The following is a 26,174-nucleotide window of genomic DNA, read 5'->3' as shown; positions in this document are numbered from 1 at the left end:
TTGCCTGGGCGGAAGACCAGGCCGCCGAACCCGCGTCCCGCTACGCGACGAGTTCGACCCGGCAGTACGCGCTCGCCGCGCGGGCGAGTTTGCCGTCGGCGGTCACCAGCGTCAGGGCGCGGCGTTCCGCGAGGGCGACGTAGGGGGCGTCGTACGCGCTGATGTTCGCCTTGACCTGCCACATCCGGGTGAGCAGATCGTCGATCGGCACGGTGTCGACGCCGAGGCGGCTGATCCGGTCGACCGCCCGCGCCGCCATCTCGTTGGTGATCTTCCCGCCGAGGGCGAGCCCTCGCATGACGGAGAAGACCTCGACCTTCCAGTGCTCCGGTGCAGCCCACTCGGGATCGCGACCCAGGACGGCGCGGGCCTTGCGACCGCGGTCGTCGCTGTAGACGAGCACGCTCGCGAGGACCGAGGCGTCGACGACGATCACGCGACGTCCCGCCCGGATGGCGCGGAGTCCGGGAAATCCCGTTCAGCGCGGGAACGGGCGAGCAGGTCGGAGGCGTCGGCCGAGGTCGGTCCGGCTCCGCTGCTGCCGCCGTCGAGTTCGTCGCTGAGCTCGGCGAGGAGCTGCCGGTTGCGGCAGAAGTCAGCCTGCCGGTTGAGGACGGCCAGCAGGTACGCCTGCAGCGACTGGCCGCGTTCGCGGGCCTGCTGGGCTAGGAGGTCCCGCACCTCCTCCGGCACGTCGCGGATGGTGAGCACCACAGTCATGACTTCATTTTGAATGCGTTATGACTGCAGAGTCAAGTCTGCTTCGGCTGCGGCAGCAGGATCTGCTCACCCCGGCCGGTCACGCCGCCTCCGACATCGGCTTGTCGATCACCGGGCCGTCACCGTCGAACGGACCCTGCAGGTCCCGGGCGAGGCTCGGGTCGGCCCACGCCTCGGCCGTGGACCGCCACGAGGCGAGGTTGCGGGCGAACGGCGTCAACAGCCCGGTGTCGGCACCGGCGACCAGATCGGCGAGCAGTTCCCGTACGCATGACACGCGCTCCTCCGGCGGGAGCCAGGTCAGCCACGGCAGCTCCTCGGCGAGACCGCGCTGCCGGCGGGCCAGCAGCGCCAACGACCGGGCCGCGATCCGCAGCCCGGCCGCCACCGCGTCGAACCGCTCGGCCCGCATCAGCACGAGGTTCTCCTCGTCACGGCGCTCCAGGATCACGTCGGCATCCGCCAACGACGGCAGGACCTGCGACGGACCTCGCAGGAACCCGGCCCGCCGAACCGCCAATGGTGGGATCAGCAGCTCGTGGTGTGGGTCCCGTCGGGTTGGATGCGGATGGTGACAGGTTCGCCGGGGTGGTCGGCGGCGAGGCTGCGTACCTCGGTGACGTAGCTGGTGGTGTCGGGCGCTGGGCCGGTGGTGGCAGGCTGTTGTGGGGCGGGGATGGGTTGTTGGGGGTCGGTGGGGATGGTGGCGCGGAGTGCGCCGTAGAGGTAGCGATTGCACAGGGCGACGGCTTCGGGGAGGGCGGCGCTGGTGGGGACCGGGTCGACGGTCATGGGTGTGGCAGGGTCGGCGACCTGGACCGACCAGGTGTGACCCTGCATCAGCTCCGGCCGGCCGACGCTGTCGCGGTGGTCGACGGCGGTGACGTCCAGGGCGAGGCCGAGCCCAGTGACGAGTCGGGCCAACTGGTCGAGCGTGGGGCCGGGCCAGTCGGTGGCGCGGGCGATGATGCGGGCGCCGTCGTGGGCGGCGGCGGCTTCGGCAAGGTACGCGGCGACCGGGTCCCCGCCGGTGTGGGGGATCTGGCTGATGCCGTTGCGCAGGTGCTGGTCGATGACGTGTTCGCCGTCGATGTCGGTCAGGTCGGTCGGCTGTACGCCGAACTCGGCGGCGAGTGGGCCGATCCGGTAGTGCTCGGGGAGCTGCCACACGCTGGTGCCGGACGCCTGGTCGGTGTGGGCGAGGGCGGGTGGGGTGCCGTCGTCGGGTCGCCAGTTGCGGTGCACGGTCCGGCCGCGCAGGTCGGTGACGGTGACGACGGCGCCGTGGCGGACCCGGCGGGTGCCGTAGCAGTCGGTGCAGTAGGGCGGATCTGCCGCGTCGGTGCATCGTCGGCACGGGTGGGTGGGGATCGGCTCGCCCCAGTATCTCGGCGCTGGTGGCTCCCAGCCGCGCCGGAACCTGCCGCCGACCCCGCCCGGCTCGGTGTCGTCGGGTCGCAGGCTGGTGTGCCACCAGTGCCGGTTCCGCCAGATCGCCTGCGCGCCGCCGTGCTGCTCGGCGTCGGCGATCATGCGTCGTTCGAGTTGGTCGAGGTCGTGGCCGCCGGGGTGACCGTCGAGCCCGACCGGCACCGGGTGCGGGGTGAGGGCAGCCTCGGTGAGGTAGTGGGCGGGCAGGTTCCAGTCGGCCACGGCCAGCCCGGACGCGGCCCGTTCCGGGCTGATCGAGGCGATCGCCGCCGGCAGGTCGGCTACCCAGCGGTGCGGGTAGTCGGGCACTTTCCCGCCAGCGAGTTCGTACCGGATGTCCCAGCTCAGCCCGCTCGGGGTCGACGCTGGTCGGGCTTCGAGGACCAGGTCGACGTGGAGTTGGTCGGCGAGCGCGCACAGCCGGCCGAGCAGCCGGGCCGGGTCGCCCGGTGGCCGCGGTGCGCTGCTGCGGCCGATCAGGACCAGCCACGGCGCGGTGAGCCGGTTGGCGAGCGCCGACGCCTCCCACCGGTGGCGGTCCCGCTCCGGGGTGCCGGGCTGCCACTGGATCGGCAGGGTCAGCCCGGACGACGGGAGCCGGCCGGGTTCGTCGGGGAAGTCCGGATCGCACAGTGTCGCGGCAGCCACCCCGGCGCGGGTGGCGAGGTCGGTGACGATCGGCGCGTACGGCAGCCACCAGGTGCCGTTTGGTGTCGGTAGCGGCGTGAACGAGCCCGGCACGAGGCTGGTCGAGGCCACCTGCCCGGTGTCGAGGTTGGCGACGGTGACCACGAGTTGCGCCCGCCGCCGCTCGGACCCGAACCCGACGACGCGGACCGGGCCGGCCGGCACCCCGTTGACCCCGGTCACCCCGTCACCCCCGCCCCTGCCTGGAACTGTTGGAACTGCTGTGACTGCCAGTCCCGCAACGCCTGCTTGATCCGTACGTTCTCGTCGCGGGTGGCGGCCAGTTCGGCGCGCAGGGCGGTCAGCTCGTCGGCGACCAGGTGCAGGAACGTGCGTACCTCGGTGGGGTCGCAGCCGCGCCGGGTTCGGTCGCCGAACCGGCGGTCGCGGACCAGACCGGGACTGATCGACGGCCGCACCGGCCTGCCGTACAAGTGGCCGACGGTGTTCGGGGCTCGCCGCACCGGCCGGCGCTCGCCGGCGGCAGAGTCGGTCGGCCGCTGGTTGTGACGGGCGATTTCGGCGAGCAACCGCCGGTTGCGACGGCTCCGCACCGGCGGTCGACGGAACAGGTCAAAGAACCTACGCACAGCAGGAACCACCTTCCAAGAGTCGGGAACCTTCAGGGGTACGGGTCGAGACGGCGCGGCTTACGTCGCAGTTGTGCCGCCGCCCTGGTCAGCGGTGTCGGGGTGGGGTGCGAGCCCAGCGGAGACCGTCGCGCTGGACGAAGATCTCCCGCCGTTCGCGGGCTTCACCGTCCGGTGCCAACACGTACCCGGCCAACCAGACCCAGCCCTCGTATGTCCAGCGCTTGTCCACTGTCGTCACCCGGAACCGGAAACCTCGCCCGGCCGCGAACTGCACACTCGCCCTGCCGTCGATGATCAACTCGTCGCCGGGCCGGGGGTCCGCCGGCGACCGGTCGGCCGGCACGCTACCGATCAGCCGCCGGCATCTTCACGCGGAGGAAGTCGAGGAGTCTGCGCATGGTAGGTCGCCTTTCAAGCACGCGGGTCGTGCATGGTCTTCGGGGTAGAGCGGGTGGAAGGGCGGCCCGACCCCGAACGGGGGTGCGGAGGTCGGGCCGCCCGCCCTGCGCGCGCAGCCTCAATCGGCGGTACGCACGCAGGGCCGCGTGGTGAGGGCCGTCAGGACGGCAGAGCTGGTGCCGCCCTGACGGGGTCGACCGCCGGGTTTGCCGAACCAAGGGGCTGACCGAGCACCAACCTACGTCAACAGCTGATGTAGGTAAACCCTCGGACCCCAGGTTTCTTGCATCACTTGCTGACGGAGGTTGTGCGTGATCGAATAGTGGTGCCGAACCAAGGGGATGTGCCATGCCCTCAGCACCAGCCGATTACCGACGGATCGCAGACGAACTGACCGCGAAGATCAAGAGCGGCGAACTACCGCCTGGCACCAAGCTGCCCAGTACCGCCCAGCTTGCCGACCAGTACGACGTCAGCCCAGCAACCGTGTACCGCGCCGTCTCACTCCTGCACGACCGAGACCTCGTCGTCGGACATTCCGGTCGCGGCGTGTACGTAGCGGAGAAGTAGCTGCCGTCCTACCTGCGGCTGGACGTGCACGTAGCCGGGCTGCTGGTGGTCGATTGGGTGTCACCACACGGACCCTGGGACGACCTGCTCTCGTTCATCTTTGACGGCGGCGAGCTGACCGATGAGCAGATTACCGGGCTCAAGATTTCGGATACTGAGCTGTCTACATTCGAGTCTTGTACGGCGGAGAAGGCGCAGCAGCGGCTCCGTCCCTATGTATGGCGGCGCGTTGCCGTGGCGCTTGACGTACTGAAGACTGGAAATGTGCGATATTTGCATGATGGGCACATGAGGTGAAGTTGCGAGGAGTACCTGAAATGCCCAGTCGACCTGCCGACTACCTACGTGTCGTCGATGACATCACCCAGCAGATCCGGTCCGGTGAGCTGTCGCCGGGCGACAAGCTGCCGACATACGCCCAGCTCTCCGACACGTACAAGGTCAGCGTCTCCACAGCCCAAGCCGCCCTGCGGCTGCTGCGCGACCGTGGCCTGGTCGAAGGCCACCAGGGCAAGGGCACGTACGTCGCCGAGCAAGCCATGGAGATGTAATCCTCGCTGCCGAGTTCGTGGCAAGGCTGCCACGCTCCCGGCGAATGCCCACAGCCTAGAGCGCCGCGTAGTGTATGCCGGCTACGCTCCGTAACAGCTGGGTTAGGTGCTCGCACCGGATCGCGGCAGATGCGGAGGCTTTGAGCAGCGGGCTACGCCTTACCGATAGTGGCGCTACGGGGTTCTCGCTACAGTGCCCGTCACGGGGATGGCCGAGACCGGTGGGGTGCGAATGACGTTGGCAGTAAGGGGTCCTCGGAGGATCACGGTGGATGGCGTGGCCTACCGCTGGTCGGTTCGGCATAGACCCACTTACTGTCAAGCCCTCGGCTGGTCGCGGCTGAGCTTCGTTGTCGAGCGTGAGGAGCAGCCAGGCGCCCTGATGGTGGCATCGTTGCCTTGCGCTCATCCCGGCAACTGGCTCGGATTACCGAGCCAGCCGGTGTTGCCGGGCACCGTGGCTCTTGGCGTCCGCCAGGCCCTGGCCGCCGGTTGGCTGCCCTTCCGCCGGGGGCCGGCCTTCGAGCTGCTCCTGCACGACTCGTCGTACGGTCGCTGACAGCTGCGCCGTCGGGTGCTCCGCGAGTCGCGGCATGTGAGGACGTTCGACGTGGTGCCGGGTCCGCTACGGTTGTCCGATGCGGCGACTTACCGACGAGACGGTCTTGGCCGTCGGCAGGTTGACGTTGGCCGCGACCGAGTTGGAGTACCTGCTCGCGAGGATCGGTGCCGGTCAGGCCGGCGGCGACGGTGCCACGATCTTCGGTGCTCCGGGCGAGCCCTTGCGAGCGGCACGAGGTGTCGCTCAGCTCGCCCCGCTGGACCGCCGTGGAGAGTTCGTTGGGTTGGTCGAGGCTGCCGGGAACTACCTGGTGCAGGGCCGGTCGGCTGTGCGTGCGATGTGGTTCGAGAGCGGCGTTGTCGACGCCGAGACCTTCGACGGCATCTCCGGCTTAGTCCTGCGATGCCGGGACCGGTTGCAGGCGCTGCTTGACGATCTGGACCGCACGCCATCCGCCTTGCCCCAGTCTCGGTAGCAGCGGCGACCGCGCCTTGTCAGCGGCAGATCCGTACGTTGGCCTACCCCGAGCCGACGAGGATGCAGAACGGATGTCCCTCCGGATCGGCGAGAACGTAGAGAGGCTCCTCTGAATTCTGGGTGCGGTCGTGAAGCAAGCTGGCTCCGAGCTGCTCGGCTCGTCGACGGTGTCGCTCCAACTCGTTGACGGTTGGTACGTGGAGATCCAGGTGCATCTGCTTCGGAACGTCGTGTGACGGCCAGGTTGGCCGCGCCAATATAGGCACCTGTTGAAAGGCAAGCTTGCGGTTGCCGTTGCCGTCGACCAGGACGAGCCAGTCTTCGTCATCGGTGGTCCCGTCAGCCGGAGGTTCGTCACCAGGGCGGTACTGCAGTCCGAGGAACTCCCGGTAGAACTCAGCGAGGGCCCGGGCGTCGGTGGCGTCCAGGGCGGTGTGCATGAGAACCGGATAGTCGGACACTGACGACGCCTCCTCACGGTGCTGGCCCTGTCATCACACCACGAAGTCGCCGAGCGAACATCCTGACATCGGCAGGTCCGGACGCGAATGGAGCGGTCAGCCCAGCTGGACGCAGCCCTACTTGTGACGCCTGCTTGCTGCCGTGCCTACCTCAGCAGGGCCGGTGCGTCGACAACGATGGCTGGGCCGGGTGGGCCGCAGCGACCCCAGCCCGGGTGACGGATATCCGTCGCGCAGGGTCGCCGGTCCGTAGCTGGTCGACTATGGTCGGGCGTACCTGACGAACGTGAGTCGCCTTCCGGTACGGCGGCTCCGCGACCGGGGAGGCCAGCTCGGTGAGCGTCGACGAGGTCAAGGCTCAGCTGGGCAGGGGCCTGGAGAGCGCCCGCAGCGGCATGAACACTTTGCAACAGGCTGCCGCTACAGCGGGCGAGGCCCTGGAGTTGGCGACTTACACCTGTCAGGGCAGCAACCATGAACTGGCTACCGACGCCCTGACCGAGGCCAGGTCCGCGCTCCGCGAGATCAAGTTGGCGATCGCCCGACTGGACGTCGGTGAGGAACTGGTCGACACGTACCGCACGGATTTGTGATGGCTGGGACGGTTGCCGAAGTCATCGCCCAGCTCGCTCGGGCATCGACCGGCCTCAGCTCGGCCGCCGCGACGGCCCTGCGTGCCCAACAGGAAGTGACCGACGCGCACCAGTCCCTTTCCGCTGCGAGCGCAGGAGCGTCGGCGCGCGCTGTCACGAACGCCACCACCGAGTGGAAGACCGCCGCAGACAAGGCCGGAAAGGTCGCCCGCCTGCTCATGGAGGCCGTCGGGCACCTCAACGCCTACGCCAACCGTATCGCCCCCGGCTCGGCACCCACCGAACCCACACTCACCGGCCCGACCGGCGAAGAACTCCTCGCCGACACCACCAAGCGCTCCGAGGCTCAGCGTAACGTCGGTGGCTTTCTCGGTAGGCTTGCGCGCAAGTCAGAAGACGTCCAGGACAGCGCCAAGACCATGGGCGAAGTGGCGGAAAAGGTTGCGCAGGTGATCCGTACGCCAGCTGGCAGCGGGGGCACGCAATCGGCGGGCACCTCGTCTCCATCGATCGTCCCCGCCACGCCGACCCGCATCGACGCCGCCGACGCCGCTGGCAACCTGGTCGTTGTCGGCCTCGTAGCGGGTATCGCGATCCACAAGACAGGCCAGATAGCCAGCAGACAGATAGCGAGGTTGCGGAAGAAATGGTCGCAAGACAAGAGCTGAGTGACCTCATCCGGGCGATGGCCAGGCAGGACTGGGGATCGGTTGATCGACACCTGGCCGAGCTCAACCGGCTCGGCTGGGCTGGGGGCAGCCAGACCATCGGCGCGGCGTTCGCGATCGCCGTCAACCGCAGGTTCGGCTCGTCAGACGATCCTCGGGCAGTTGCCTCCTTTGTTGCTGACACGAGGAGGCGCTACGAGGAAGGCGAGCAGTTCTCAGCCCTGGCGATGGAAGGCATGATCCGAGCAGCCCTTGGTGAGCCCGACCTGATCGACGACATCGATGCGGAGACCGCCTTCTCGATGCAGATCGCCGTGCTCGGCACGCTGTTGCAGGACCGCGAGTGGACCGAGGCCGAACTGGAGGAGTTCATCCACGAAGTCGAGCAGACCGCCGCCCAGTACATGTAGCCGCGATCAGCGGCCCGATCGCGGTTGGCGGATGGGGAGCAGCCTGTTGGAGCATGCCGGGAGGTCACGGCTCTGGGTCCGGACAAGGGCGCTGCGCCAGATGCTTAACGACTGGGACCTCCTCGGCGTTGGGGAGCTATACGCGGGCGATGACGAGTACGACTGTCTACTCGGACCGCTACTGACGAGGTTGGCCGCCGGGGCAGACGCAGACGACCTCGCATGCTTCTTGCGGGACAGGATTGAGGGCCACTTCGGACGCGACCTTACCGACGTAGATGTCGCCGACTTCGTCGCCAGAGCTGTGGCCTGGTGGCAGGCCGAAGAATCGCGGCCAGCGGCATAGTTCTTCCAATCAGCGCTGACCAGCACCAAGCTTTCGCCGGTCGCAGTTCCGTACGCCGGGCCGTGAACGCAGCTCGGCGGGCGCGACAGGGGTTCCCGGAGCCGGGACAGCCAGGCCAGGCGGTCAGACGGCGAAGGTGGCGGGGCGGTCGGTGGCTGCCGGCGGCGGGGTGGCCTGCCACATGCCGAGCTTCTGTGCGCCCAGCCGGCTCAGGTACTTCGGGTTGAGGATCACGTAGCGGCGCCACAGTCGCTTCGGCTCCAACCCGAGCCGCCACAGCCACTCCAGGCCGTACCGCTGCATCCAGGATGGCGGCTTGCGCAGCAGGCCGGCGTGGTAGTCGAAGGCCGCGCCGACCGCCATCAGCGGCATGTCCAGCAGCGGACGCATGGCGTACGCGAAGACCTCCTGGCGGGGGCAGCCCAGCCCGACCAGCACCAGCCGGGCACCGGAGTCCCGGATCCGGTCGGCGATCTCCACATCCTCACCAGGGCCGACGGAGCGGAACTTCGACGGCTCGACCCCGGCGAACTTCAGCGCCGGGAACATCTGCTCCAGCTTCGGCACCAGCCGGTCCAGCGTCTCCTCGGTGGAGCCGTACAGGTAGACCGGCAGCCCTTCGTCGGCGCAGCGCTGCAGCACCCGCAGGGTGAGTGTTGGCCCGTACACCCGGTCTTTCAGGCCGGCGCCGTGCAGCAGGTTCAGCCCCCAGCGCACCGGCTGGCCGTCCGGGGTGACCAGGTCGAACGAGTTGAGCCGGGCGTTGTGTGCCGGGTCGAGGACCCCGGTCATCACCCCGTGTACGGCGAGCGCGGTCAGCGCCAGCGGGCGGCGCTCCCGGGCGGCGTCGATCACCCGCTCGGTGGCGGCCTCGTAGTCGACCGAGTCGACCAGCACCCCGAGCAGGTTGCGTTTGCCCTGGTCGATCATTTCCCGGGCACCCACTTGTCGACGTTGGCCTGGTAGATCTCCTGCAGGATCATCGGTACGTCGTAGACCTGCTTCCAGCCAGGGTAGTCACGCTGGAAAGCGGCGTTCGAGCCGATCCACCACTGGTGGTCGCCGACCCGGTTCGCCTCCTGATATTCGGTGATCATCTGCTGGCCGGTGATCTGCTCGGCCAGGGCGAACGCCTCCAGGTGCGAGCAGTTGGAGTGCCGGCCGCCGCCGAGGTTGTAGACCGCTGCCGGGCGCGGGTCCCGGAAGAACGCCTCGAAAGCGGAGACCACGTCGTGGCTGTGGATGGCGTCGCGGACCATCTTGCCGCCGTACCCGAAGATCTTGTAGGTCCGCCGCTCCATGTTGCAGCGCATCAGGTAGCCGAGGAAGCCGTGCAGCTCGGTCGCCGAGTGCGCCGGGCCGGTCAGCGTGCCGCCCCGGAAGCAGGCGGTACGGATGCCGAAGTAGCGGCCGTACTCCTGCACCATGATGTCGGCGGCGACCTTCGACGCGCCGAAGACCGAGTGCAGGCAGGCGTCGATCGACATGTCCTCGGTGATCCCGCCGGCGTACGGGTGGTCGGGGGCGATCTCCCAGCGGGTCTCCTGCTCGATCAGCGGCAGGCTGTTGGGCCGGTCGCCGTACACCTTGTTGGTGGAGCAGTGGATCACCGGCGCCTCCGGGCAGTGTTCCCGGACGTTCTGCAGCACGTTCAGGGTGCCGCCGGCGTTGACGTCGAAGTCGGTGAACGGGTCGCGCACCGCCCAGTCGTGCGACGGCTGGGCGGCGGTGTGGATCACCACGGCGATGTCCCGGCCGTACCGCCGGAACAGGCCCGCCAGGGCGTCGCGGTCGCGGATGTCGACCGCCTGATGGGTGTACGCCGCACCGAGGTCGCGCCGCAACGTCTCGACGTTCCAGGCGGTGGACGCCTCGGGGCCGAAGAACTCGCGGCGCATGTCGTTGTCGATGCCCACCACGTCCAGGCCAAGTCCGGCGAAGTGCCGGGCCGCCTCCGATCCGATCAGACCGCCGGAACCGGTAACCAACGCGACGCTCACACGACACTCCTGAGCTGGGGGGTGGAGTAAACGGTCAACAGGATATCCGGGCGATATGTGAAGAAGGCCCCGCCGTCGGGCGGAGCCTTCTTGATCGTTGCTAGCTGGTCCGGGCGGCATCAGCCGCCCGACCTGCTGGTGGGGAAGGGGGGAGTTGAACCCCCACGCCCTTTCGGGCACACGGACCTGAACCGTGCGCGTCTGCCATTCCGCCACTTCCCCGGATGCTGTCCGGGACAGTCGGTAGAAGACTAACCCGGCCGGTCCTTCCCGATCCCGGTGGGGGTGTCGGTCGGGGCCACCCGCTGGCAGGTGCTGGGACATACTACGCTGTCCCTGGTCGCCCCGAGCTTGATATCGCCCGCGACGCCTGGCGAAGAGTAGCACGGGGCGGGCCGGTCGTTCGGGACAGGCCGGGAGCAGTGGTCGATCGGCGTGCGGGTGGCACGGGCGACGGCCGGATACCATCATGTCCTCGGAACCCGAGGAGGAGCCGGTGAGCGTGCTGCAACGCTTCGAGAAGCGTCTGGAAGGCCTAGTCGAAGGGGCCTTCGCCAAGGTGTTCAAGGGTGTCGTGCACCCGGTGGAGATCCTCAACGCGATGCAGCGGGAGGCTGAGGCCCACAAGGCGATCCTTGCCGGTGGGCGCACGCTGGTGCCCAACCGCTACGTGATCGATCTCTCGCCGTACGACCACAGCCGGCTGGCTCCGTACGCGGCGGCCCTGGCCCAGGAGCTCGCCCAGTCGCAGGCCGAGTTCATCGGTGAGCAGGCCTGGACGGTCTACGGCGACGTGATCGTCGAGATCGAGCGCGGCGACGGGCTGGACACCGGGATGTTCCGGGTCACCGCCGAGGTCTTCACCGGCGGCGACGTCGCGCCGGTGCAGCAGCCGGGGTACGACATGCACGGCGGCGGTGGCGGTGCCGGCCACGGCGGCGGCTACTCCCCGTACGAGCAGCAGCAGCCCGGCGGGTACGGCCCGCCGCCGCAGGGTCATGGCGGTGGCCGCAACATCCGGCTGGTCTCCGGTGACGGCCGGACCTACCCGTTGCAGATGGGCTCGACCGTGATCGGCCGTGGCGACCAGGCCAACCTGCGCCTGCCGGACGTCGGGATCTCCCGCCGACACGCCCGGCTGGACTTCGACGGATCACAGGTCGTGCTGACCGATCTAGGGTCGACCAACGGAACCATGGTCAACGGGCAGCGGGTCTCCGCGGTGGCGCTGAACCCTGGTGACATGATCCAGCTCGGAACGACCACGCTCACGTTCCGAGTGGATGGCTAACCTTGCCCGAATTCGTCGTCGTCGTTGCCCGGATCGGCTTCATCGTCCTGCTGTGGATCTTCGTGTTCACGGTGGTCGGTGTGATCCGGCGGGATCTGTTCGCCGGCACCCGTGCCAGCCGCCTGGTGGCGGCGCCGCGAGGTGTCGGTACCACGGCGGCACCAGCCCGGCCGGCCAAGGTCAAACGGGGGCGGGCGGCCCACCAGCTGGTGGTGACCGCCGGACAGTTGGCCGGCACTCGGATCACCTTGGGTGAATCTCCGATCACGATAGGTCGTGCGGAGGACTCCACCCTGGTGATCACCGATGATTACGCGTCGGCCCGGCACGCCCGGCTCGTGCCCCGGGACGGCCAGTGGGTCCTCGAGGACATGGGTTCCACTAACGGGACCTACCTGGACCGCGCTAAGGTCACCGGACCTACCCCCGTACCCCTCGCCGTGCCGATCCGGATCGGCCGCACATCTCTTGAGTTACGGCCATGACTCTGACCCTGCGCTATGCCGCCCACAGTGACCGCGGACTGATCCGTGACGGGAACCAGGACTCCGTCTACGCCGGGCCGCGGCTGCTCGCCGTGGCCGACGGCATGGGCGGGATGGCCGCCGGTGACGTCGCCAGCAACATCGTCATCGGGGCGCTGGCCCCCCTCGACGAGGACGTCCCCGGCGACGCCATGGTCGACGCCCTCCGCGGCGCCGTCGGCCTGGCCAACCAGCATCTACGGGACACCGTCGACGCCAATCCCCACCTGGAGGGGATGGGCACCACGCTGACCGCGACGCTCTTCTCCGGCAGCAAGATCGGCATGGTGCACATCGGGGACTCCCGGGCGTACCTGCTGCGCAACGGCGAGTTCGCCCAGATCACCAAGGACGACACGTACGTCCAGATGCTGGTCGACGAGGGCCGGATCAGTGCCGAGGAGGCCAGCAGCCACCCGCAACGGTCGTTGCTGACCCGGGCACTCGACGGGCGCGACATCGACCCCGAATACTCCGTACGCCAGGTCGTCGCCGGTGACCGCTACCTGATCTGCAGCGACGGGCTCTCCGGCGTGGTCAGCGCGGAGACCATCGCCGAGACGCTGCGCGAGTACACCGACCCGCAGCAGTGCGTCGAGCGGCTGGTCCAGCTGGCGCTGCGCGGCGGCGGGCCGGACAACATCACCGTCGTCATCGCCGACGCCACCGACCAGAGCATCCACGAGCAGGCCCCGATCGTCGGCGGGGCGGCCTCCCGCGACCGTGGCATGGCCACCGCCGCCGACGAGTCCACCCCCGCCGCCCGCGCTTCCGCGCTGTCCGCCCCCCGGCCAGCCGCGCCCGAGTCCGCCGAACCCGCCACCGGCCTGGACGACGACCCCGAGCTGCCCCGACGACGCCCGGTACGCGCGGCGCTCGTCCTGGTCGCGCTCGTCGGAATCCTCGGCGCCGGCGTCTGGGCCGGGTGGGACTACACCCAACGGCAGTACTACGTCGGTGCCACCAGCGACGGCCAGTTGGCGATCTTCCAGGGCATGCCCGGTGAGGTCGCCGGCGTCAGCCTCTCCACCGTGCACCAGACCAGCGAGATCGCGCTCACCGACCTGACCTCGGTGGCCCAGGACCGGGTCAAGCGGGGCATCCACGCCGGCAGCGAGGTCGACGCGCAGCGCCACCTGCTGGAGCTCACCCGCGACGAACCGGACAATCCCAACCTGAAGCCGACCTGCCCGCCGTCGCCCTCGCCGACCCCCACCCCGTCGCCGACCCTGCCGCCGCCGGTGGTCGACCCGACCGGTACGCCGCTGCCCGACCCGGACGCCGTGGCCTCCGGTACGCCGCTGCCGGGGAACAGCCCGTCGCCAGAGGCGCCGCAGACCACCCCGGACGCGCCGCCGGTGGAGCCGACCGAGTCGGTCGAGCCGGTCCCGCCGGTGACCAACCCGGCCGGTTGCCGGACGGTCGACTGAGATCCGGGGCGAACGACGTGAAGGAACTCCCGTGACGGCGCCTGTCGGACCCGCCCCACCACCGGCGATCACCGGTGAGATGCCGCGGGTCCGCACCCTGCGGACCCGCCGCAACGCCGAGCTCGGCCTGCTGGCTCTCGCCCTCGTGGTGGTCGGGCTCTACGCGGCGGCCACCGAGGCGGCCGTGCTCGGCACCGTACGGGCCGGTTTCTGGGTGCCGACCGCCGTTGTCGGCCTCGTCTTCCTCGGCCTGCACCTGGTCATCCGGTTCTTCGCCCCGTACGCCGACCCGGCGCTGCTGCCGGCGGTGGCCCTGCTCAACGGCATCGGCGTCGGTTTCCTGCGCCGGTTCGACCTGGCCAGCGAACCCGCCGCCGAGCGGCTCGACTTTCCGATCTTCGCCGGGACCGGCGGCCGGCAACTGGCCTGGACCCTGGCCGCCGTCGTGCTCGCCGCCGGACTGCTGATCCTGGTCCGCGACCACCAGATCGTCGCCCGGTACGCCTACACCCTGGGCCTGGCCGGCATCGTGCTGGTGATGATCCCGGCGGTGCTGCCGGCCCGGTACTCCGAGGTCAACGGGGCCAAGCTGTGGATCCTGGTCGGCGGCTTCTCGATCCAGCCCGGCGAGTTCGCCAAACTGGCGCTGCTGTCGTTCTTCGCGTACTACCTGGTCCGTAAACGTGAGGTTCTCTCACTGGCCAGTCGGCGGGTGCTCGGCATCGACTTCCCGCGTGGCCGCGACCTCGGCCCGGTGCTGGTGGTCTGGCTGCTCAGCGTGATGGTCCTGGTGTTCCAGAAGGACCTCGGCACCTCGCTGCTGTACTTCGGCATGTTCGTGGTGACGCTGTACATCGCCACCGAACGGGTCAGCTGGCTGATCATCGGTCTGCTGCTGTTCTTCGGCGGCGCGTTCCTCGCCTACTACCTCGGCGGCATCGTCGGCGGCCCGTTCGCCAACTTCTACCAGCGGGCCAACATCTGGCTCGACCCGTTCTCCGACCCGTACGCCGACGGCTACCAACTGGTCCAGGGGCTGCTCGGGCTCGGCACCGGCGGGCTGTTCGGCGCCGGACCGGGCGGCGGCCAGCCGCTGAAGGTGCCCGAGGTGCACAACGACTTCATCTTCGCCGGCATCGGCGAGGAGATCGGGCTGTTCGGCCTCTCCGCGCTGCTGGTGATCTACCTGCTGATCGCCGAGCGCGGGCTGCGGGCCGGGCTCGCGGTCCGGGACTCGTTCGGCAAACTGCTCGCCGGCGGCCTGGCGTTCACCCTGTCCCTGCAGGTCTTCGTGATCGTCGGCGGGATCAGCGGACTGATCCCGCTGACCGGCCAGACCACCCCGTTCCTGTCCGCCGGAGGCTCCTCGCTGATGGCGAACTGGCTGCTGGTGGCGATGCTGCTGCGGATCTCCGACGCGGGCCGCCGCCCCGTCGTGGGCGCCGAACTCCGCCCACCCGGTACGCCCGCCGGACCACCAGCCCAGCTGCACGGCGCCCCCACGGAGGTGATCCGCCGATGAACGCCCCGTTGCGCCGTGTCGGCGTGGTCATCATGGTCCTGTTCGGCCTGCTCTTCGCCAATCTCAACTGGGTGCAGGGCTACAAGGCCGAGGAGTACCGCACCAGCGACTACAACGGCCGGGTCCAGGTCGCCGAGTACGACCGCCAGCGCGGCAACATCGAAGCCGGTGGACGGGCCCTGGCCACCAGCACCGAGACCGACGGCGAGCTGAAGTTCCTGCGTACCTACCCGGACAACGAGCTCTATGCGCACGTCGTCGGCTACAAGCCGGTCAACCTGGCCGCGCTCGGCGTCGAACGGGCCGAGAACGAGTTCCTGGCCGGCACCAGCGACCAGCTCTTCGCCGACCGGGTACGGGACCTGTTCACCGGCGAGGAGACCGGCGGCGGCAATGTGCTGCTGACCATCAACCGCCGCGCTCAGGAGACCGCGTACCAGCAGTTGCTGGAGAACCGGGTCGGGGTCAGCCGGGGAGCGGCGGTCGCGGTCGACCCGCGTACCGGGGCGATCCAGGCGCTGGTCTCGCTGCCCAGCTACGACCCGAACCCGCTGTCCAGCCACGACTCCGATGCCGCACAGGAGGCGTACAACGCGCTGGAGGGCGACCCGGACAAGCCACTGCGTAACCGCGCGCTCGGTGAGGTGCTGCCGCCCGGATCCACCTTCAAGGTGGTCGTCGCCGCGGCGGCCCTGGAGAACGGCACCACGATCGACACGCCGATCTCCGCCGGACCGGTCTACCGTCACCCCGACTCCGGCACCGACATCCGCAACGCCGTCCCGTCGATCTGCCCGCAGGACGAGGTGACCCTGATCACCGCGTTGACCGACTCCTGCAACACCGGGTTCGCGAAGCTGGGCGTCGCGCTCGGCGCCGAGACGGTGAAGGCCAAGGCCCGCGACTTCGGGTTCGAGGACGAGGAGCAGGTGGTCGGCCGCACCAACGGCGACAGTGGGCTGCCGGTGGCCGCCAGCCGGACCGGGGACATCGCCAACCCGGACGGCTCCGAGGACGGCGCCGCGCTGGCCCAGTCGTCGATCGGGCAGAACAACGTCCGGATGACCCCGCTGGAAGGCGCGATGATCGCGGCGGCGGTCGCCAACGGCGGCAGCCAGATGCGCCCGTACCTGGTGCAGCAGTTGCTGCACGCGGACCGGACCAGCAGCTACTACACGGCCGACCCCCGCGAGCTGCGGGAGTCGGTGAGCGGCTCGGTCGCCGCCGACCTGCAGGAGATGATGGTCAGCGTCGTCCGTGAGGGCACCGGCCGTAACGCCCGCATCGACGGCTACACCGTCGGCGGCAAGACCGGCACCGCACAGGCCGGCGAGAACGACCGCGACCACGGCTGGTTCATCGGCTTCGCCATCTCCGCCGACGGGGAGCCGATCTCGGCCGTCTGCGTCGTACTGGAGAACGCCGGCGACGGCGGCAGCGCCGAGGCGACCCGGATCTCCGGCCAGATCATGCGGGCCATCATCGCCGAGCGTGAGGGGCGATGAGATGCTGAGCTCCGGGGTCCTGCTCGGTGGCCGGTACCGGCTCGACGAGCGCATCGCCAGCGGCGGGATGGGCGACGTGTGGCGCGGCACCGACGAGGTGCTGGGCCGTACCGTCGCGGTCAAGAGCCTGCTCCCCGCGCTGCTGGAGGAGCCCGGCTTCGCCGAGCGGTTCCGGGGTGAGGCCCGGACCATGGCCACCATCAACCACCCGGGCGTGGTCGACGTCTACGACTACGGCAGCGACAAGCACATCGCCTTCCTGGTGATGGAGTACGTCGAGGGCGACGCACTGTCGCGCACCCTGTCCCGGGTCGGCCGGCTCACCCCGGCCCGCACGATGGCGTTGGTCGCCCAGGCCGCCGACGCGCTGCACGCCGCCCACGAGAAGGGCATCGTGCACCGCGACGTCAAGCCGGGCAACCTGCTGGTCCGGCCGAACGGCACCCTGGTGCTCACCGACTTCGGCATCGCCCGTTCCGAAATGGTGGGGCAGTTGACCGCCGCCGGCTCGGTGCTGGGCACCGCGTCGTACATCTCGCCGGAACAGGCGTCCGGCGCGGTGGCGACGCCCGCGTCGGACGTGTACGCCCTCGGGGTCGTCGCCTACCAGTGCCTCTCCGGTCGGCGGCCCTTCGAAGGCGACAATCCGCTCGAGATCGCCATGAAACACGTACGGGAGATGCCCCGCGCGTTGCCGTCGGACATCCCACCCGTGGTCCGCAGCATCGTCGAGCGGTCGTTGGCGAAGGACCCGGCCGCCCGCTGGCCGACCGCCGCCGCCCTGGCTGCGGTCACCCGGCAGGCCGCCACCACCCTCGCCGGGCAGCCCCGCCCACCGGCCACCGGACACCATCCGGGAGCCGGACACCACCCGGGGGCCGCCCCCCGCCCGCCGGTCGCACCCCGGCCGACCTCCGGCGCGCCGGTCTCCCCTGTCGGCCCGATGTCACCCGGTCCGCTCCCGCCGGCACCGCGGCCACCGCAGGGCCCGCCGGTCTCCGGGGCACCCGGCTACCGCCCGCCTGGTCCGCCGACCTCCGGGGCACCCGGCTATGGCCCGCCGGTCACCGGGGCATCCGGCTACCGGCCACCCGCGCCGGCGCAGCCCGGCGGCTACCCGCCGGCCGGGTACCAGCAGCGCCCCGCCGCGCCGGCCCGGCCGCCGCTCGGCCCGCACCAGCAGCCCAACCCGTACGGGTACCAGCGCCCGGCGACCGCACCGCCCCGCTCGGGCGGCGGGGTGTCCCGACAGCTGTTCACCGTCCTGGCCGTCATTCTCGGCGTGATCGTCGCCCTGGTCTGCAGCGGCCTGGCCATCTACCTGATCAGGGACAGCCTCGGCAGCACGGGCGCCCTCGGCCAGCCCGTGGAGCGATTGGTCACGGCTGAGAACCAGATGGCATCCGGACACGTCGAAATTCATGTCGGGGCCGTACCGTCTGTGGAAGGACACGGCACCGCCAGGCATGATCACGACCATCTGAGCGAAGGACGACAAGGACGATGACCGCGCAGGCTCGCCTGCTAGGTGGCAGGTACCAGGTCGGCGAGTTGCTCGGCTATGGCGGCATGGCCGAGGTCCATCGCGGCCGCGACCTCCGACTCGGACGCGACGTCGCGATCAAGATGTTGCGTACCGACCTCGCCCGGGACCGGACGTTCCAGGAGCGCTTCCGGCGGGAGGCACAGAACTCCGCCTCGCTCAACCATCCGGCGATCGTCGCGGTCTACGACACCGGTGAGGAGTACGCCCCGACCGGCGAGACCCTGCCGTTCATCGTCATGGAGTTCGTCAACGGGCGCACCCTCAAGGAGGTGCTCGCCGCCGAGGGCCGGCTGAACCCGCGCCGCGCCCTGGAATACTGCGCCGACATCTGCGCCGCCCTGGAGTTCAGCCACCGGCACGGCATCATCCACCGGGACATCAAGCCGGGCAACGTGATGCTCACCCAGACCGGCCAGGTCAAGGTGATGGACTTCGGCATCGCCCGCGCGCTGGCCAGCGGTGCCACCACGATGACCCAGACCTCGGCGGTGATCGGCACCGCGCAGTACCTCTCCCCGGAACAGGCCCGGGGCGAGTCGGTGGACGCCCGGTCGGACGTCTACGCCGCCGGCTGCGTGCTGTTCGAACTGCTCTGCGGCCACCCGCCGTTCGTCGGCGACAGTCCGGTCAGCGTCGCCTACCAGCACGTCCGGGAGGATCCCCGGGCCCCCAGCGACATCAACCGGGACGTGACGCCGGCGATCGACGCGATCGTGCTGAAGGCCCTGGCGAAGAATCCGGTCAACCGCTACCAGAGCGCCGGCGAGATGCGCGCCGACCTGCTACGGGCCGCCACCGGCCGGCCGGTGCTGGCCACCCCGGTCCTGCGCCAGGACGAGACGGTCGCGATGGGTGCGACGAGCCGGACCGGTTCCACCCAACGGATCCCGGCCGGTGCCAGCGGTGGCTCGTCGTCGCGGCGCACCTCGCCGGCGGTCATCGCCGGGCTCAGCGTGCTCGGCGTGATGGCGGTGGTCGCCCTCGCCGCCGGGCTGATCTACGCCACCACGAACGAGCAGGAGCCTCCGACGGTGGCGCTGCCGAGCCTGGTCGGTCTGCCGATCGAGCAGGCCCGCCTGGAGATCAACAATCTCCGGCTGGTCTCCGAGGAGTCGACTCGCGAGGAGCCGGACTGCACCTTGAACACGGTCCTCGATCAGTCCCCGGAGCCGGGCCAGGTCGAGCCCGGCAGCGAGGTCGCGCTCACCGTCTGCGCCGGCCCGGGGACCGTGCAGGTCCCGTCGTTGGACGGCTTCACCCGGGACGCCGCCGAGCGGGCGCTCGCCGACCGTGACCTGGTTGCCGAGTTCGAGGAGGTCGACAGCTCCGCACCCAAGGACCAGGTCGTCGCCGTGCCGGCGGCCGGTACGGCGGTCGAGCCCGGCACCGTGGTCGAGGTGCACGTCTCGCTCAACAACCTGCGCGATGTGCCCAACGTCGTCGGCCGCACCGAGGCCGACGCGGTCGCCGCGCTGGAGAACGCCGGCTTCGACGTCCGGGTCATCGACGGAGACCCGGTCGACCCCGCCGACTCCGGCCGGGTCACCAGCCAGAATCCGAGCCGGGGCGAACAGCGGGTCAACTCCCGGGTCGAGATCGTGGTCAGCCAGGCGCGTGAGCCCGAGGCTTCACCGAGCCCGACGCTCACGCCGACGCCCAGCAGCACCCCGACCACTCCGCCGCCCGACCCGGGCGACGGTGACGGCGAGGGCGGCGGCACGGGCGGCACCGGTGGCGGCGGCACCGGTAGCCCGCTCGTGCCCGTGCCGAGTCTCACCGGGCTGCTCGGCTGACGCGGGTCCCGGTCTCCGACGCTGGTCCGGCGGCTGACGGCGCCGGGCCGGGGTCCGGCGCCGTCAGGCGGCGGCGAACGCGGCCCGACGCCTGGCGTCGACCTCGGCGGCCAGTCGCGGTGCCCGCTCCCGGGCCTGCGGCAGGCCGCAGTCGGCCAGCCAGTTCGCCAGCATCAGGTGACCGCCCTCGGTGAGCACCGACTCCGGGTGGAACTGCACGCCTTCCACCGGCAGGTGGCGGTGCCGCATCGCCATCACCACCCCGGACGGGGTCCGACCGGTCACCTCGATCTCGTCCGGCAACGTCTCGGCGCGCACGGCGAGCGAGTGGTAGCGGGTCGCGGTGAACGGCTCCGGCAGACCGGCCAGGACCCCGGCCCCGGTGTGGTGCACCTGGGAGGTCTTGCCGTGCAGCAACTCGGGCGCGCGTTCGACGACGGCACCGTACGCGGCACCGATCGCCTGATGCCCCAGGCAGACACCGAAGATCGGCAGCTGTCCGGCGTACCGCCGGATCACGTCCAGGCAGATGCCGGCCCGGTCCGGATCGCCGGGCCCGGGGGAGAGCAGGATGCCGGCGACGTCGAACCGGCCCACCTCGTCGACGGTGACCTGGTCGTTGCGCTGCACCTCGCACTCGGCCCCGAGCTGACCCAGGTACTGCACGAGGTTGAAGACGAACGAGTCGTAGTTGTCGATCACCAGTACGCGCACGTGGCCGCCTCGCCCTAGTCGACGTTCACATCAGGTGGTACGGGGTTGTTCGTCCCGGTGTCGTACGGCAGGTCGTGCTCGTCGAGCCCGCCGCCATCCGGGTCCTGACCATCGGCCGGGTCACCGCCGTCGGCCGGACCGCCGCCGGGGTCGCCGCCGGTCCCGTCCCCGCTGTCGGTCACCTGTACGTCGTCGAACGGCAGCAGCGGCTCGGCCCACGGGAAGACGACGTACCAGAGCAGCGCCACCGACAACCCGGCCAGCAGCACCGAACCGATCAGCTTGCCGGGCAGGCCGAAGGGGAGCTTGCGCCAGATCCAGGCGTACACGGTCAGCCGCCGAGTTCTGCCGGCCGGCCGTCGGCCTTGGGCTGGCTGCGGACCAGCTCGGCGTGGACGATGAGCCGCTGGTAGTTGTCGAACTTCGGGTGGCAGGTGGTCAAGGTGAGCATCGCCTCGGTGGGCTGCGCCCGGCGGTCGCCGGGGACCGGGGCGACGACCTCGGTCTGGTTGGGCAGCACGATGTGGTTACGGGTGACGGCGTAGATGTGCCAGGTGTCGCGGTCCTCGACGACGATGGTGTCGCCGTCGCGCAGCTCGTCCAGCCGCCAGAAGGTGGCCCGGTTCCGGTGCCCGGCGACCGAGAAGTTGCCGACCTGGCCGGGCTGGGCGCTGTCCGGGTAGTGACCGGGTGCGTACCGGATGTCGTCCTGCTCGACGCCCTCCACCACGACCCAGTTCTTGTCCAGTTTCGGGATGTAGAGCCCGGCGACCGGGGTGCCCTGGACCTGGGGGGCGGCGGGCTCCGGTGACGGTGACGGCCCGTCGCTGACCACCGGCGCGGGGACCTCGGCCCACTGCTGGGCGAGTTGTTCGCTCAGATCGTTCTGGTGGGCGTTGACGATGACGGACTTGCCCCAGATCTCGTAGCCGGCGAAGAGCAGCACGATCATGCCGAACGTGATCAACAGCTCGCCGCTGACCCGGGCGGCGGTCCGCAGCCGGGTCCAGACCGTGGGTCGGGTCAGCTCCGAGTAGACGCTCTTGTAGCCGCTGTCGGTGCGCTCGGGCCGGAGCTTGACCACCCGCTCGCCCCGGCGGGCCGGCGGCTTTCCGTCCTCGGCCCCTGCGCCGTCGGCACCCGTACCGCCCGTCCCGGCGCGGTCCGCGCCCGCGCGCCTGGTCGACGGCGGGATGCTGCCGTCCGTCGGCGGCTGATAGCTGCTGACCACGACCGGTAGCACGGTGGTGGAGGCGGCCGACTCCGTCGGGTATGCCGGGATCGCCGCAGTGAGGGCCGCGCTGGGCGGGACCGCCGGCGGCGGGGTGAAGTGCCGCTGGCCCGGCTGCTGTTGCTGCTGGTACGGCTGCTGCCCCGGTTCCTGCTGGCCCCGCTGGTGGCGGCCCGGCTGGTGGTGGTGGCCCGGCTGGTGGCGGCCCGGTTGCTGCTGGCCGGTGAACCGGGGCAGCACGGCGGTGGCGTCGTCCGGTGGCCGGTAGGCCTGGTGCGGGTCCACCTCATCCGGCCTGCCAGCCTGCTGCTGCGGCCCTGCCCAGGTCATCTGGCTGTCTCCGGCACTGTCGTGTGGTGCAGGGCGGTCGAGCCGTCGAACGCCGGGACGCCCAGCTCCGACTCGACCGTCTGCTGGTAGCCGAGCTGGAAGTGGGTCACCGCGTCCCGGAACAACTGCACCCCTTCGGAGTCGTCCAGCGCCTGCTGCAGGGCGGTCGGGTCGCCGATGGCGGCTATCCGGAAGGGCGGCGAGTAGACCCCGCCGTGCAACAGCAGCGTGTTTCCGACACAGCGTACCGCGCTGGTGGACAACACCCGTACATCCATGATTGACATGGCCTCCGCGCCGCCGGCCCACAGTGCGTTCACCACGGCCTGAACGTCCCCCTGGTGCACGACCAGGTCGTCGTTGCTGGCGCCGTCGGGTAGATCGGCCAGCCGGGGTGCGTCGTCGAGCTCGACGACGATGCCCGGTCCGGCCAGTGCGGTGAAGCCGGCCGCGGCGCGGTTGGCCTCGACCCGGGCCCGCTGGTCGGCGATCGGCTGGTCGGACCCGGCGACGATGTTCGCCTGCTGGTCGACCTGCTCGCGCAGCGCGGCGGCGCGTTCCTCGGCGACCGCCAGTTGGCTGCGGCTGTCCACGATCAGCTGGGTGAGCTGGGGGCGGCGGTCCTCCCGCAGGCTGGTGCCGCCGGCGGTGGTGGCGGTGGTGGTGAAGAGCAGCCCGGCGAGCAGGGCGATCAGCGGCACTCCGCTGGACCAGCCGAACTGTCGGCGGCCGGGCCGCCGGCGGTGGAGCCCGCCCAGCGCTCGGCGTACGACGTCCCGCCAGGACGCGCTGCCGGAGGTGTATTCCACTGCAGCCCCTTCCGGCCCGGTAGCCATCGACAACTGTCCGCATAGTGGACTTCCGTTGGTGCGTATCGCACCTGGTGTCCCTGGTTGTGTCCAAATGTCGCCGCTGCTCCGCCGACGTCCATGGCCGGAACGCGCCAACTTGACTACGCTAGCTCCTGAACATTATTGGCCATGGACCGTCGCCGCTGCGTCCGGTTACCGGGCCGGATGATTGCCACCAGGAGAGCGTCGTGCCCAAGTCGCAGGTTCGCAAGAAGAAGGTCTACACCCCGCCGACCGATGTCCGGCCCACCCAGACGGCTGCCACCCGCAAGCCGAGCCCGATCTGGCTGCCGATCGCTGCGGTCTCGTTGATCGTCTTCGGGATCGGTTGGCTCGTCGTCTACTACCTGTCGGAGACGGCGTACCCCGTGGCGACCTGGGGTTACTGGAACCTCGCGGTCGGTTTCGGGGCGATGGTCAGCTCGCTGATCCTGTTGTCCCGCTGGCGCTGAGACAGTCGGATGTGCGGTCGGCCCGGCCGGTTTCCCGTCGGGCTGACCAACCGGTTTCCCGTCGGGCTGACCAGTCGGTTTCCCGTCCGGTCTCCCCTCGGCTGACCAGCCGGTGCTGGCTGGCGGTCTGACCTGCTGTTTTGGTCGCCCCGGCCGATCGGCTCGGCGTGGTGCTGCCCTAGTGTTGCGGTGACCGACGGATCGGTGACGCTGCTCCTTACGTTACTGCCGGGTAACCTGACGGTAGGCTGACGACGGGACCGGCGACCCGGTCACCCGCCGCGCGTCCGCAGCACACCGGGAGGCCAGCGCATGGGCACGGTTCAGATCGTCACCACGGTCGTCGCCGCCATCGTCACCGTGGTGGCGGTGGCGCTCGCCGGCCGAGCGGTCTGGCAGTTCGTCTCGATCATCCGGCTCGGCCAGCCCGACCCCACCCGCACCGGTGACCCGGCGACCCGCGCCACCGTGATGCTCCGCGAGACCCTCGGCCACACCCGGATGCTGCGCTGGAGCGTCGTCGGCGCCGCGCACTGGTTCGTCATGGTCGCCTTCGTCCTGCTCTCCATCCTGGTGCTGGAGGCGTACTTCGAGGTCGTCGACGCCGGCGGCGGCATCCCGGTGATCGGTGGCTGGCTGCTCTACGGCCTGGTGACCGAGTACGTCTCCATCCTCGGCCTGGCCGGCATCCTGGTGCTGATCGGCATCCGGCTGGCGAACCGGCCGAGCCGGGCCGGCGGCCGTTCCCGGTTCACCGGCTCCACCATGTGGCAGGGCTACTTCGTCGAAGCGGTCGTGCTCGCCGTACTGGTCTGCGGGTTCCTGATCCGCGGCTTCCGGGTCGCCACCGACCACTTCGACTTCCCGGTGTGGGCCACCCCGGTCAGCCACGCCCTCGGTGCGCTGCTGCCCGCCTCAGACGCGGCGATCAGCATCACCGCCCTCGTCAAGATCCTCATCTCGATGACCTGGCTGATCGTCATCGCGCTGACCCTGACCATGGGCGTCGCCTGGCACCGGTTCGCCGCCTTCTTCAACATCTACTTCAAGCGGGACCCGGGCACACCGAACTCCGGCCTCGGCGCGCTGCGACCGATGACCAGCAACGGCAAGCCGCTCGACTTCGAAGAGGCCGACCCCGAGAAAGACCAGTTCGGGGTCGCCCAGGTCGAACAGTTCAGCTGGAAGGGTCTGCTCGACTTCACCACCTGTACGGAGTGCGGCCGCTGCCAGTCGCAGTGCCCGGCCTGGAACACCGGCAAGCCACTGTCACCGAAGCTGCTCGTACTGTCGCTGCGCGACCACGCGTACGCCAAGGCGCCGTACCTGCTCGCCGGCGGCGGCAAGGACCTCACCGGCGAGGAGAAGGCCACCGCCGAGCAGCTCGCCACGGTCGACGCCCTGGCCCTGGCCGAGGCCGACCGCCCGCTGATCGGCGGGGCGGACGACGGCGGGGTCATCGACCCGGACGTGCTGTGGTCCTGCACCACCTGTGGCGCCTGCGTCGAGCAGTGCCCGGTCGACATCGAGCACGTCGACCACATCGTCGACATGCGTCGCTACCAGGTGCTGATCGAGTCGAGCTTCCCCAGCGAGGCCGGCGTGATGCTGCGCAACCTGGAGAACAAGGGCAACCCGTGGGGCGCACCGCCGAACACCCGCGAGGACTGGACCAAGGGCCTCGACTTCGAGGTGCCCCGGGTCGGCGAGGTGGACGACTTCGAGTACCTGTTCTGGGTCGGCTGCGCCGGTGCCTTCGAGGACCGGGCCAAGAAGACCACCCGGGCGGTGGCGACCCTGCTGCACTCCGCCGGCGTCGACTTCGCCATCCTCGGCGAGGGCGAGACCTGCTCCGGCGACCCGGCCCGGCGCATCGGCAACGAGTTCGTCTTCCAGATGCTGGCCCAGCAGAACGTGGAGACCCTCAACGAGGCGTTCGGCGACCGGGAGCCGACGAAGCGCAAGATCGTCGCGACCTGCCCGCACTGCTTCAACACCCTCGGCAACGAGTACGGGCAGCTCGGCGGCGACTTCGAGGTCGTACACCACACGCAGCTGCTGGCCCACCTGGTCGCCACCGGCAAGCTCACCCCGGTCACCCCGGTCGACGGCGGTCTGACCTACCACGACCCCTGCTACCTGGGCCGGCACAACCGGGTCTTCAGCCCACCCCGCGAGGTGCTCGGCGCCGCGCTCGGTGCCGACGACGCGGTACGCGAGATGCCCCGCAACTCGGAGCGGTCGTTCTGCTGCGGGGCCGGTGGCGCGCGGATGTGGATGGAGGAGCGGATCGGCAAACGGGTCAACGTCGACCGGGTCGAGGAAGCCCTCTCCACCGGTGCCCAGACGATCGCCGTCGGCTGCCCGTTCTGCTTCACCATGCTCGGTGACGGGGTCACCGGAAAGCAGTCCAGCGGCGCGGCGGGCGAGGGCGTCGAGGTCGTCGATGTGGCGACCGTGCTGCTCAGGTCGGTCACGCCGGCGGTAGCATCGTCGACGGCCGCCGAGGAGTAGGGA

The 26,174-nt window shown here is 70.2% G+C and carries 27 protein-coding genes, 1 tRNA gene and 1 pseudogene; 15 read left to right on the top strand and 14 right to left on the bottom strand.

The features are described from left to right. Positions 1 to 40: 40 nt before the first annotated feature. From ACN28F_RS16100 to ACN28F_RS16075, 6 genes are all read right to left on the bottom strand, one after another. Positions 41 to 436 (bottom strand): type II toxin-antitoxin system VapC family toxin, encoded by a 396-nt coding sequence (locus ACN28F_RS16100; RefSeq protein ID WP_289208758.1) that lies wholly within the window; start codon positions 434 to 436, stop codon positions 41 to 43. Continuing rightward, entirely contained in the window at positions 433 to 720 is a 288-nt protein-coding gene (locus ACN28F_RS16095) for a FitA-like ribbon-helix-helix domain-containing protein (RefSeq protein WP_289208757.1), read from the bottom strand. The genes ACN28F_RS16100 and ACN28F_RS16095 overlap by 4 nt, the downstream gene beginning before the upstream one ends. Before the next feature lie 79 nt (positions 721 to 799). After that, positions 800 to 1,240: a hypothetical protein gene (locus ACN28F_RS16090; protein ID WP_289208756.1), complete on the bottom strand. Its 441-nt coding sequence runs from the start codon at positions 1,238 to 1,240 to the stop codon at positions 800 to 802. Positions 1,241 to 1,248: 8 nt separating this feature from the next. Next, positions 1,249 to 3,021 (bottom strand): hypothetical protein, encoded by a 1,773-nt coding sequence (locus ACN28F_RS16085; RefSeq protein ID WP_421358490.1) that lies wholly within the window; start codon positions 3,019 to 3,021, stop codon positions 1,249 to 1,251. Further along, entirely contained in the window at positions 3,018 to 3,428 is a 411-nt protein-coding gene (locus ACN28F_RS16080; RefSeq protein ID WP_421358489.1) for a DivIVA domain-containing protein, read from the bottom strand. Before ACN28F_RS16080 ends, ACN28F_RS16085 begins: the two co-directional genes overlap by 4 nt. Before the next feature lie 88 nt (positions 3,429 to 3,516). Continuing rightward, positions 3,517 to 3,774, bottom strand: coding sequence for a hypothetical protein (locus tag ACN28F_RS16075; protein WP_281552410.1), 258 nt, complete (start codon positions 3,772 to 3,774; stop codon positions 3,517 to 3,519). A 404-nt stretch (positions 3,775 to 4,178) separates the two neighbouring features. Here ACN28F_RS16075 and ACN28F_RS16070 point away from each other — a divergent pair, with 404 nt between their 5' ends. From ACN28F_RS16070 to ACN28F_RS16060, 3 genes are all read left to right on the top strand, one after another. Further along, positions 4,179 to 4,400, top strand: coding sequence for a winged helix-turn-helix domain-containing protein (locus ACN28F_RS16070; RefSeq protein WP_281552411.1), 222 nt, complete (start codon positions 4,179 to 4,181; stop codon positions 4,398 to 4,400). A gap of 317 nt (positions 4,401 to 4,717) precedes the next feature. Further along, on the top strand, positions 4,718 to 4,951 hold the full coding sequence (locus ACN28F_RS16065) for a winged helix-turn-helix domain-containing protein (RefSeq protein ID WP_281552412.1): 234 nt from the start codon (positions 4,718 to 4,720) through the stop codon (positions 4,949 to 4,951). Positions 4,952 to 5,589: 638 nt separating this feature from the next. Then, positions 5,590 to 5,988 (top strand): hypothetical protein, encoded by a 399-nt coding sequence (locus ACN28F_RS16060; protein WP_421358487.1) that lies wholly within the window; start codon positions 5,590 to 5,592, stop codon positions 5,986 to 5,988. 43 nt (positions 5,989 to 6,031) lie between these two features. Here the strand turns inward: ACN28F_RS16060 and ACN28F_RS16055 are convergent, their stop codons facing one another. Beyond that, positions 6,032 to 6,451, bottom strand: coding sequence for a VOC family protein (locus ACN28F_RS16055; protein ID WP_421358486.1), 420 nt, complete (start codon positions 6,449 to 6,451; stop codon positions 6,032 to 6,034). Between the two features lie 335 nt (positions 6,452 to 6,786). Between ACN28F_RS16055 and ACN28F_RS16050 the strand changes: the two genes are divergently transcribed. From ACN28F_RS16050 to ACN28F_RS16040, 3 genes are read left to right on the top strand one after another with little or no spacing between them, the layout of a single operon-like run. After that, positions 6,787 to 7,044, top strand: a complete 258-nt coding sequence (locus ACN28F_RS16050; RefSeq protein WP_281552414.1) for a hypothetical protein — start codon at positions 6,787 to 6,789, stop codon at positions 7,042 to 7,044. Beyond that, complete coding sequence (locus tag ACN28F_RS16045) at positions 7,044 to 7,712, top strand: hypothetical protein (protein ID WP_421358484.1); 669 nt, start codon at positions 7,044 to 7,046, stop codon at positions 7,710 to 7,712. Before ACN28F_RS16050 ends, ACN28F_RS16045 begins: the two co-directional genes overlap by 1 nt. A 17-nt stretch (positions 7,713 to 7,729) precedes the next feature. Then, on the top strand, positions 7,730 to 8,122 hold the full coding sequence (locus tag ACN28F_RS16040) for a hypothetical protein (protein ID WP_421358482.1): 393 nt from the start codon (positions 7,730 to 7,732) through the stop codon (positions 8,120 to 8,122). A 469-nt stretch (positions 8,123 to 8,591) separates the two neighbouring features. On the opposite strand, the gene ACN28F_RS16035 is transcribed toward ACN28F_RS16040, so the two are convergent. The 3 genes from ACN28F_RS16035 to ACN28F_RS16025 form a co-directional block, all read right to left on the bottom strand. Next, complete coding sequence (locus ACN28F_RS16035; protein ID WP_421361413.1) at positions 8,592 to 9,398, bottom strand: WecB/TagA/CpsF family glycosyltransferase; 807 nt, start codon at positions 9,396 to 9,398, stop codon at positions 8,592 to 8,594. After that, positions 9,395 to 10,468: an NAD-dependent epimerase/dehydratase family protein gene (locus ACN28F_RS16030; RefSeq protein ID WP_421358481.1), complete on the bottom strand. Its 1,074-nt coding sequence runs from the start codon at positions 10,466 to 10,468 to the stop codon at positions 9,395 to 9,397. Before ACN28F_RS16030 ends, ACN28F_RS16035 begins: the two co-directional genes overlap by 4 nt. Before the next feature lie 136 nt (positions 10,469 to 10,604). Then, positions 10,605 to 10,690, bottom strand: a tRNA-Leu gene (locus ACN28F_RS16025). A gap of 247 nt (positions 10,691 to 10,937) precedes the next feature. On the opposite strand from ACN28F_RS16025, the gene ACN28F_RS16020 reads away from it, so the two are divergent. From ACN28F_RS16020 to pknB, 7 genes are all read left to right on the top strand, one after another. Continuing rightward, the gene (locus ACN28F_RS16020; RefSeq protein WP_289208754.1) at positions 10,938 to 11,759 is read left to right on the top strand and encodes an FhaA domain-containing protein; all 822 of its coding nucleotides are present in this window, start codon (positions 10,938 to 10,940) and stop codon (positions 11,757 to 11,759) included. A 2-nt stretch (positions 11,760 to 11,761) separates the two neighbouring features. Next, positions 11,762 to 12,244 (top strand): FHA domain-containing protein FhaB/FipA, encoded by a 483-nt coding sequence (locus ACN28F_RS16015; protein WP_282224643.1) that lies wholly within the window; start codon positions 11,762 to 11,764, stop codon positions 12,242 to 12,244. Further along, positions 12,241 to 13,713, top strand: coding sequence for a BofC C-terminal domain-containing protein (locus ACN28F_RS16010; protein WP_421358479.1), 1,473 nt, complete (start codon positions 12,241 to 12,243; stop codon positions 13,711 to 13,713). Before ACN28F_RS16015 ends, ACN28F_RS16010 begins: the two co-directional genes overlap by 4 nt. Positions 13,714 to 13,792: 79 nt before the next feature. Then, entirely contained in the window at positions 13,793 to 15,235 is a 1,443-nt protein-coding gene (locus tag ACN28F_RS16005) for an FtsW/RodA/SpoVE family cell cycle protein (RefSeq protein WP_421361412.1), read from the top strand. After that, the gene (locus ACN28F_RS16000) at positions 15,232 to 16,740 is read left to right on the top strand and encodes a peptidoglycan D,D-transpeptidase FtsI family protein (protein WP_289208752.1); all 1,509 of its coding nucleotides are present in this window, start codon (positions 15,232 to 15,234) and stop codon (positions 16,738 to 16,740) included. The genes ACN28F_RS16005 and ACN28F_RS16000 overlap by 4 nt, the downstream gene beginning before the upstream one ends. Before the next feature lies 1 nt (position 16,741). After that, a complete protein-coding gene (locus tag ACN28F_RS15995; protein ID WP_289210773.1) occupies positions 16,742 to 18,247 on the top strand; it encodes a serine/threonine-protein kinase in 1,506 nt (501 codons plus the stop codon). Further along, the gene (pknB, locus tag ACN28F_RS15990; protein WP_289208751.1) at positions 18,244 to 20,079 is read left to right on the top strand and encodes a Stk1 family PASTA domain-containing Ser/Thr kinase; all 1,836 of its coding nucleotides are present in this window, start codon (positions 18,244 to 18,246) and stop codon (positions 20,077 to 20,079) included. The genes ACN28F_RS15995 and pknB overlap by 4 nt, the downstream gene beginning before the upstream one ends. 63 nt (positions 20,080 to 20,142) lie before the next feature. Here the strand turns inward: pknB and ACN28F_RS15985 are convergent, their stop codons facing one another. From ACN28F_RS15985 to ACN28F_RS15970, 4 genes and pseudogenes are all read right to left on the bottom strand, one after another. Then, complete coding sequence (locus ACN28F_RS15985) at positions 20,143 to 20,793, bottom strand: aminodeoxychorismate/anthranilate synthase component II (protein ID WP_282224647.1); 651 nt, start codon at positions 20,791 to 20,793, stop codon at positions 20,143 to 20,145. A gap of 14 nt (positions 20,794 to 20,807) precedes the next feature. Continuing rightward, positions 20,808 to 21,122, bottom strand: coding sequence for a hypothetical protein (locus ACN28F_RS15980; protein ID WP_289208750.1), 315 nt, complete (start codon positions 21,120 to 21,122; stop codon positions 20,808 to 20,810). A gap of 2 nt (positions 21,123 to 21,124) precedes the next feature. Next, positions 21,125 to 22,269: pseudogene (locus tag ACN28F_RS15975) on the bottom strand (class E sortase); the annotation flags it as partial. Positions 22,270 to 22,350: 81 nt separating this feature from the next. Beyond that, positions 22,351 to 23,163 carry a DUF881 domain-containing protein gene (locus ACN28F_RS15970; protein ID WP_289208749.1) on the bottom strand — a complete coding sequence of 271 codons (813 nt, stop codon included), beginning with the start codon at positions 23,161 to 23,163 and terminating at the stop codon, positions 22,351 to 22,353. A gap of 230 nt (positions 23,164 to 23,393) precedes the next feature. Between ACN28F_RS15970 and ACN28F_RS15965 the strand changes: the two genes are divergently transcribed. Beyond that, a complete protein-coding gene (locus ACN28F_RS15965; protein WP_278119775.1) occupies positions 23,394 to 23,657 on the top strand; it encodes a cell division protein CrgA in 264 nt (87 codons plus the stop codon). A gap of 312 nt (positions 23,658 to 23,969) precedes the next feature. Next, a complete protein-coding gene (locus tag ACN28F_RS15960) occupies positions 23,970 to 26,171 on the top strand; it encodes a (Fe-S)-binding protein (RefSeq protein ID WP_421358475.1) in 2,202 nt (733 codons plus the stop codon). Positions 26,172 to 26,174 lie beyond the last annotated feature (3 nt).

Source organism: Solwaraspora sp. WMMA2101, from assembly GCF_049179175.1.
Taxonomy (GTDB): Bacteria; Actinomycetota; Actinomycetes; order Mycobacteriales; family Micromonosporaceae; genus Micromonospora_E.
This window is presented reverse-complemented; position numbering and strand designations above follow the sequence as displayed.

What these genes read in the sequence shown, in the direction of transcription:
- ACN28F_RS16095 (WP_289208757.1), bottom strand. Translation starts at nt 720, where the DNA reads ATGACTGTGGTGCTCACCATCCGCGACGTGCCGGAGGAGGTGCGGGAC.
- ACN28F_RS15960 (WP_421358475.1), top strand. Translation starts at nt 23,970, where the DNA reads ATGGGCACGGTTCAGATCGTCACCACGGTCGTCGCCGCCATCGTCACC.
- ACN28F_RS16040 (WP_421358482.1), top strand. Translation starts at nt 7,730, where the DNA reads ATGGCCAGGCAGGACTGGGGATCGGTTGATCGACACCTGGCCGAGCTC.
- ACN28F_RS16020 (WP_289208754.1), top strand. Translation starts at nt 10,938, where the DNA reads ATGTCCTCGGAACCCGAGGAGGAGCCGGTGAGCGTGCTGCAACGCTTC.
- ACN28F_RS16005 (WP_421361412.1), top strand. Translation starts at nt 13,793, where the DNA reads ATGCCGCGGGTCCGCACCCTGCGGACCCGCCGCAACGCCGAGCTCGGC.
- ACN28F_RS16070 (WP_281552411.1), top strand. Translation starts at nt 4,179, where the DNA reads ATGCCCTCAGCACCAGCCGATTACCGACGGATCGCAGACGAACTGACC.
- pknB (WP_289208751.1), top strand. Translation starts at nt 18,244, where the DNA reads ATGACCGCGCAGGCTCGCCTGCTAGGTGGCAGGTACCAGGTCGGCGAG.
- ACN28F_RS15995 (WP_289210773.1), top strand. Translation starts at nt 16,742, where the DNA reads ATGCTGAGCTCCGGGGTCCTGCTCGGTGGCCGGTACCGGCTCGACGAG.
- ACN28F_RS16000 (WP_289208752.1), top strand. Translation starts at nt 15,232, where the DNA reads ATGAACGCCCCGTTGCGCCGTGTCGGCGTGGTCATCATGGTCCTGTTC.
- ACN28F_RS16065 (WP_281552412.1), top strand. Translation starts at nt 4,718, where the DNA reads ATGCCCAGTCGACCTGCCGACTACCTACGTGTCGTCGATGACATCACC.
- ACN28F_RS16060 (WP_421358487.1), top strand. Translation starts at nt 5,590, where the DNA reads ATGCGGCGACTTACCGACGAGACGGTCTTGGCCGTCGGCAGGTTGACG.
- ACN28F_RS16035 (WP_421361413.1), bottom strand. Translation starts at nt 9,398, where the DNA reads ATGATCGACCAGGGCAAACGCAACCTGCTCGGGGTGCTGGTCGACTCG.
- ACN28F_RS16010 (WP_421358479.1), top strand. Translation starts at nt 12,241, where the DNA reads ATGACTCTGACCCTGCGCTATGCCGCCCACAGTGACCGCGGACTGATC.
- ACN28F_RS16045 (WP_421358484.1), top strand. Translation starts at nt 7,044, where the DNA reads ATGGCTGGGACGGTTGCCGAAGTCATCGCCCAGCTCGCTCGGGCATCG.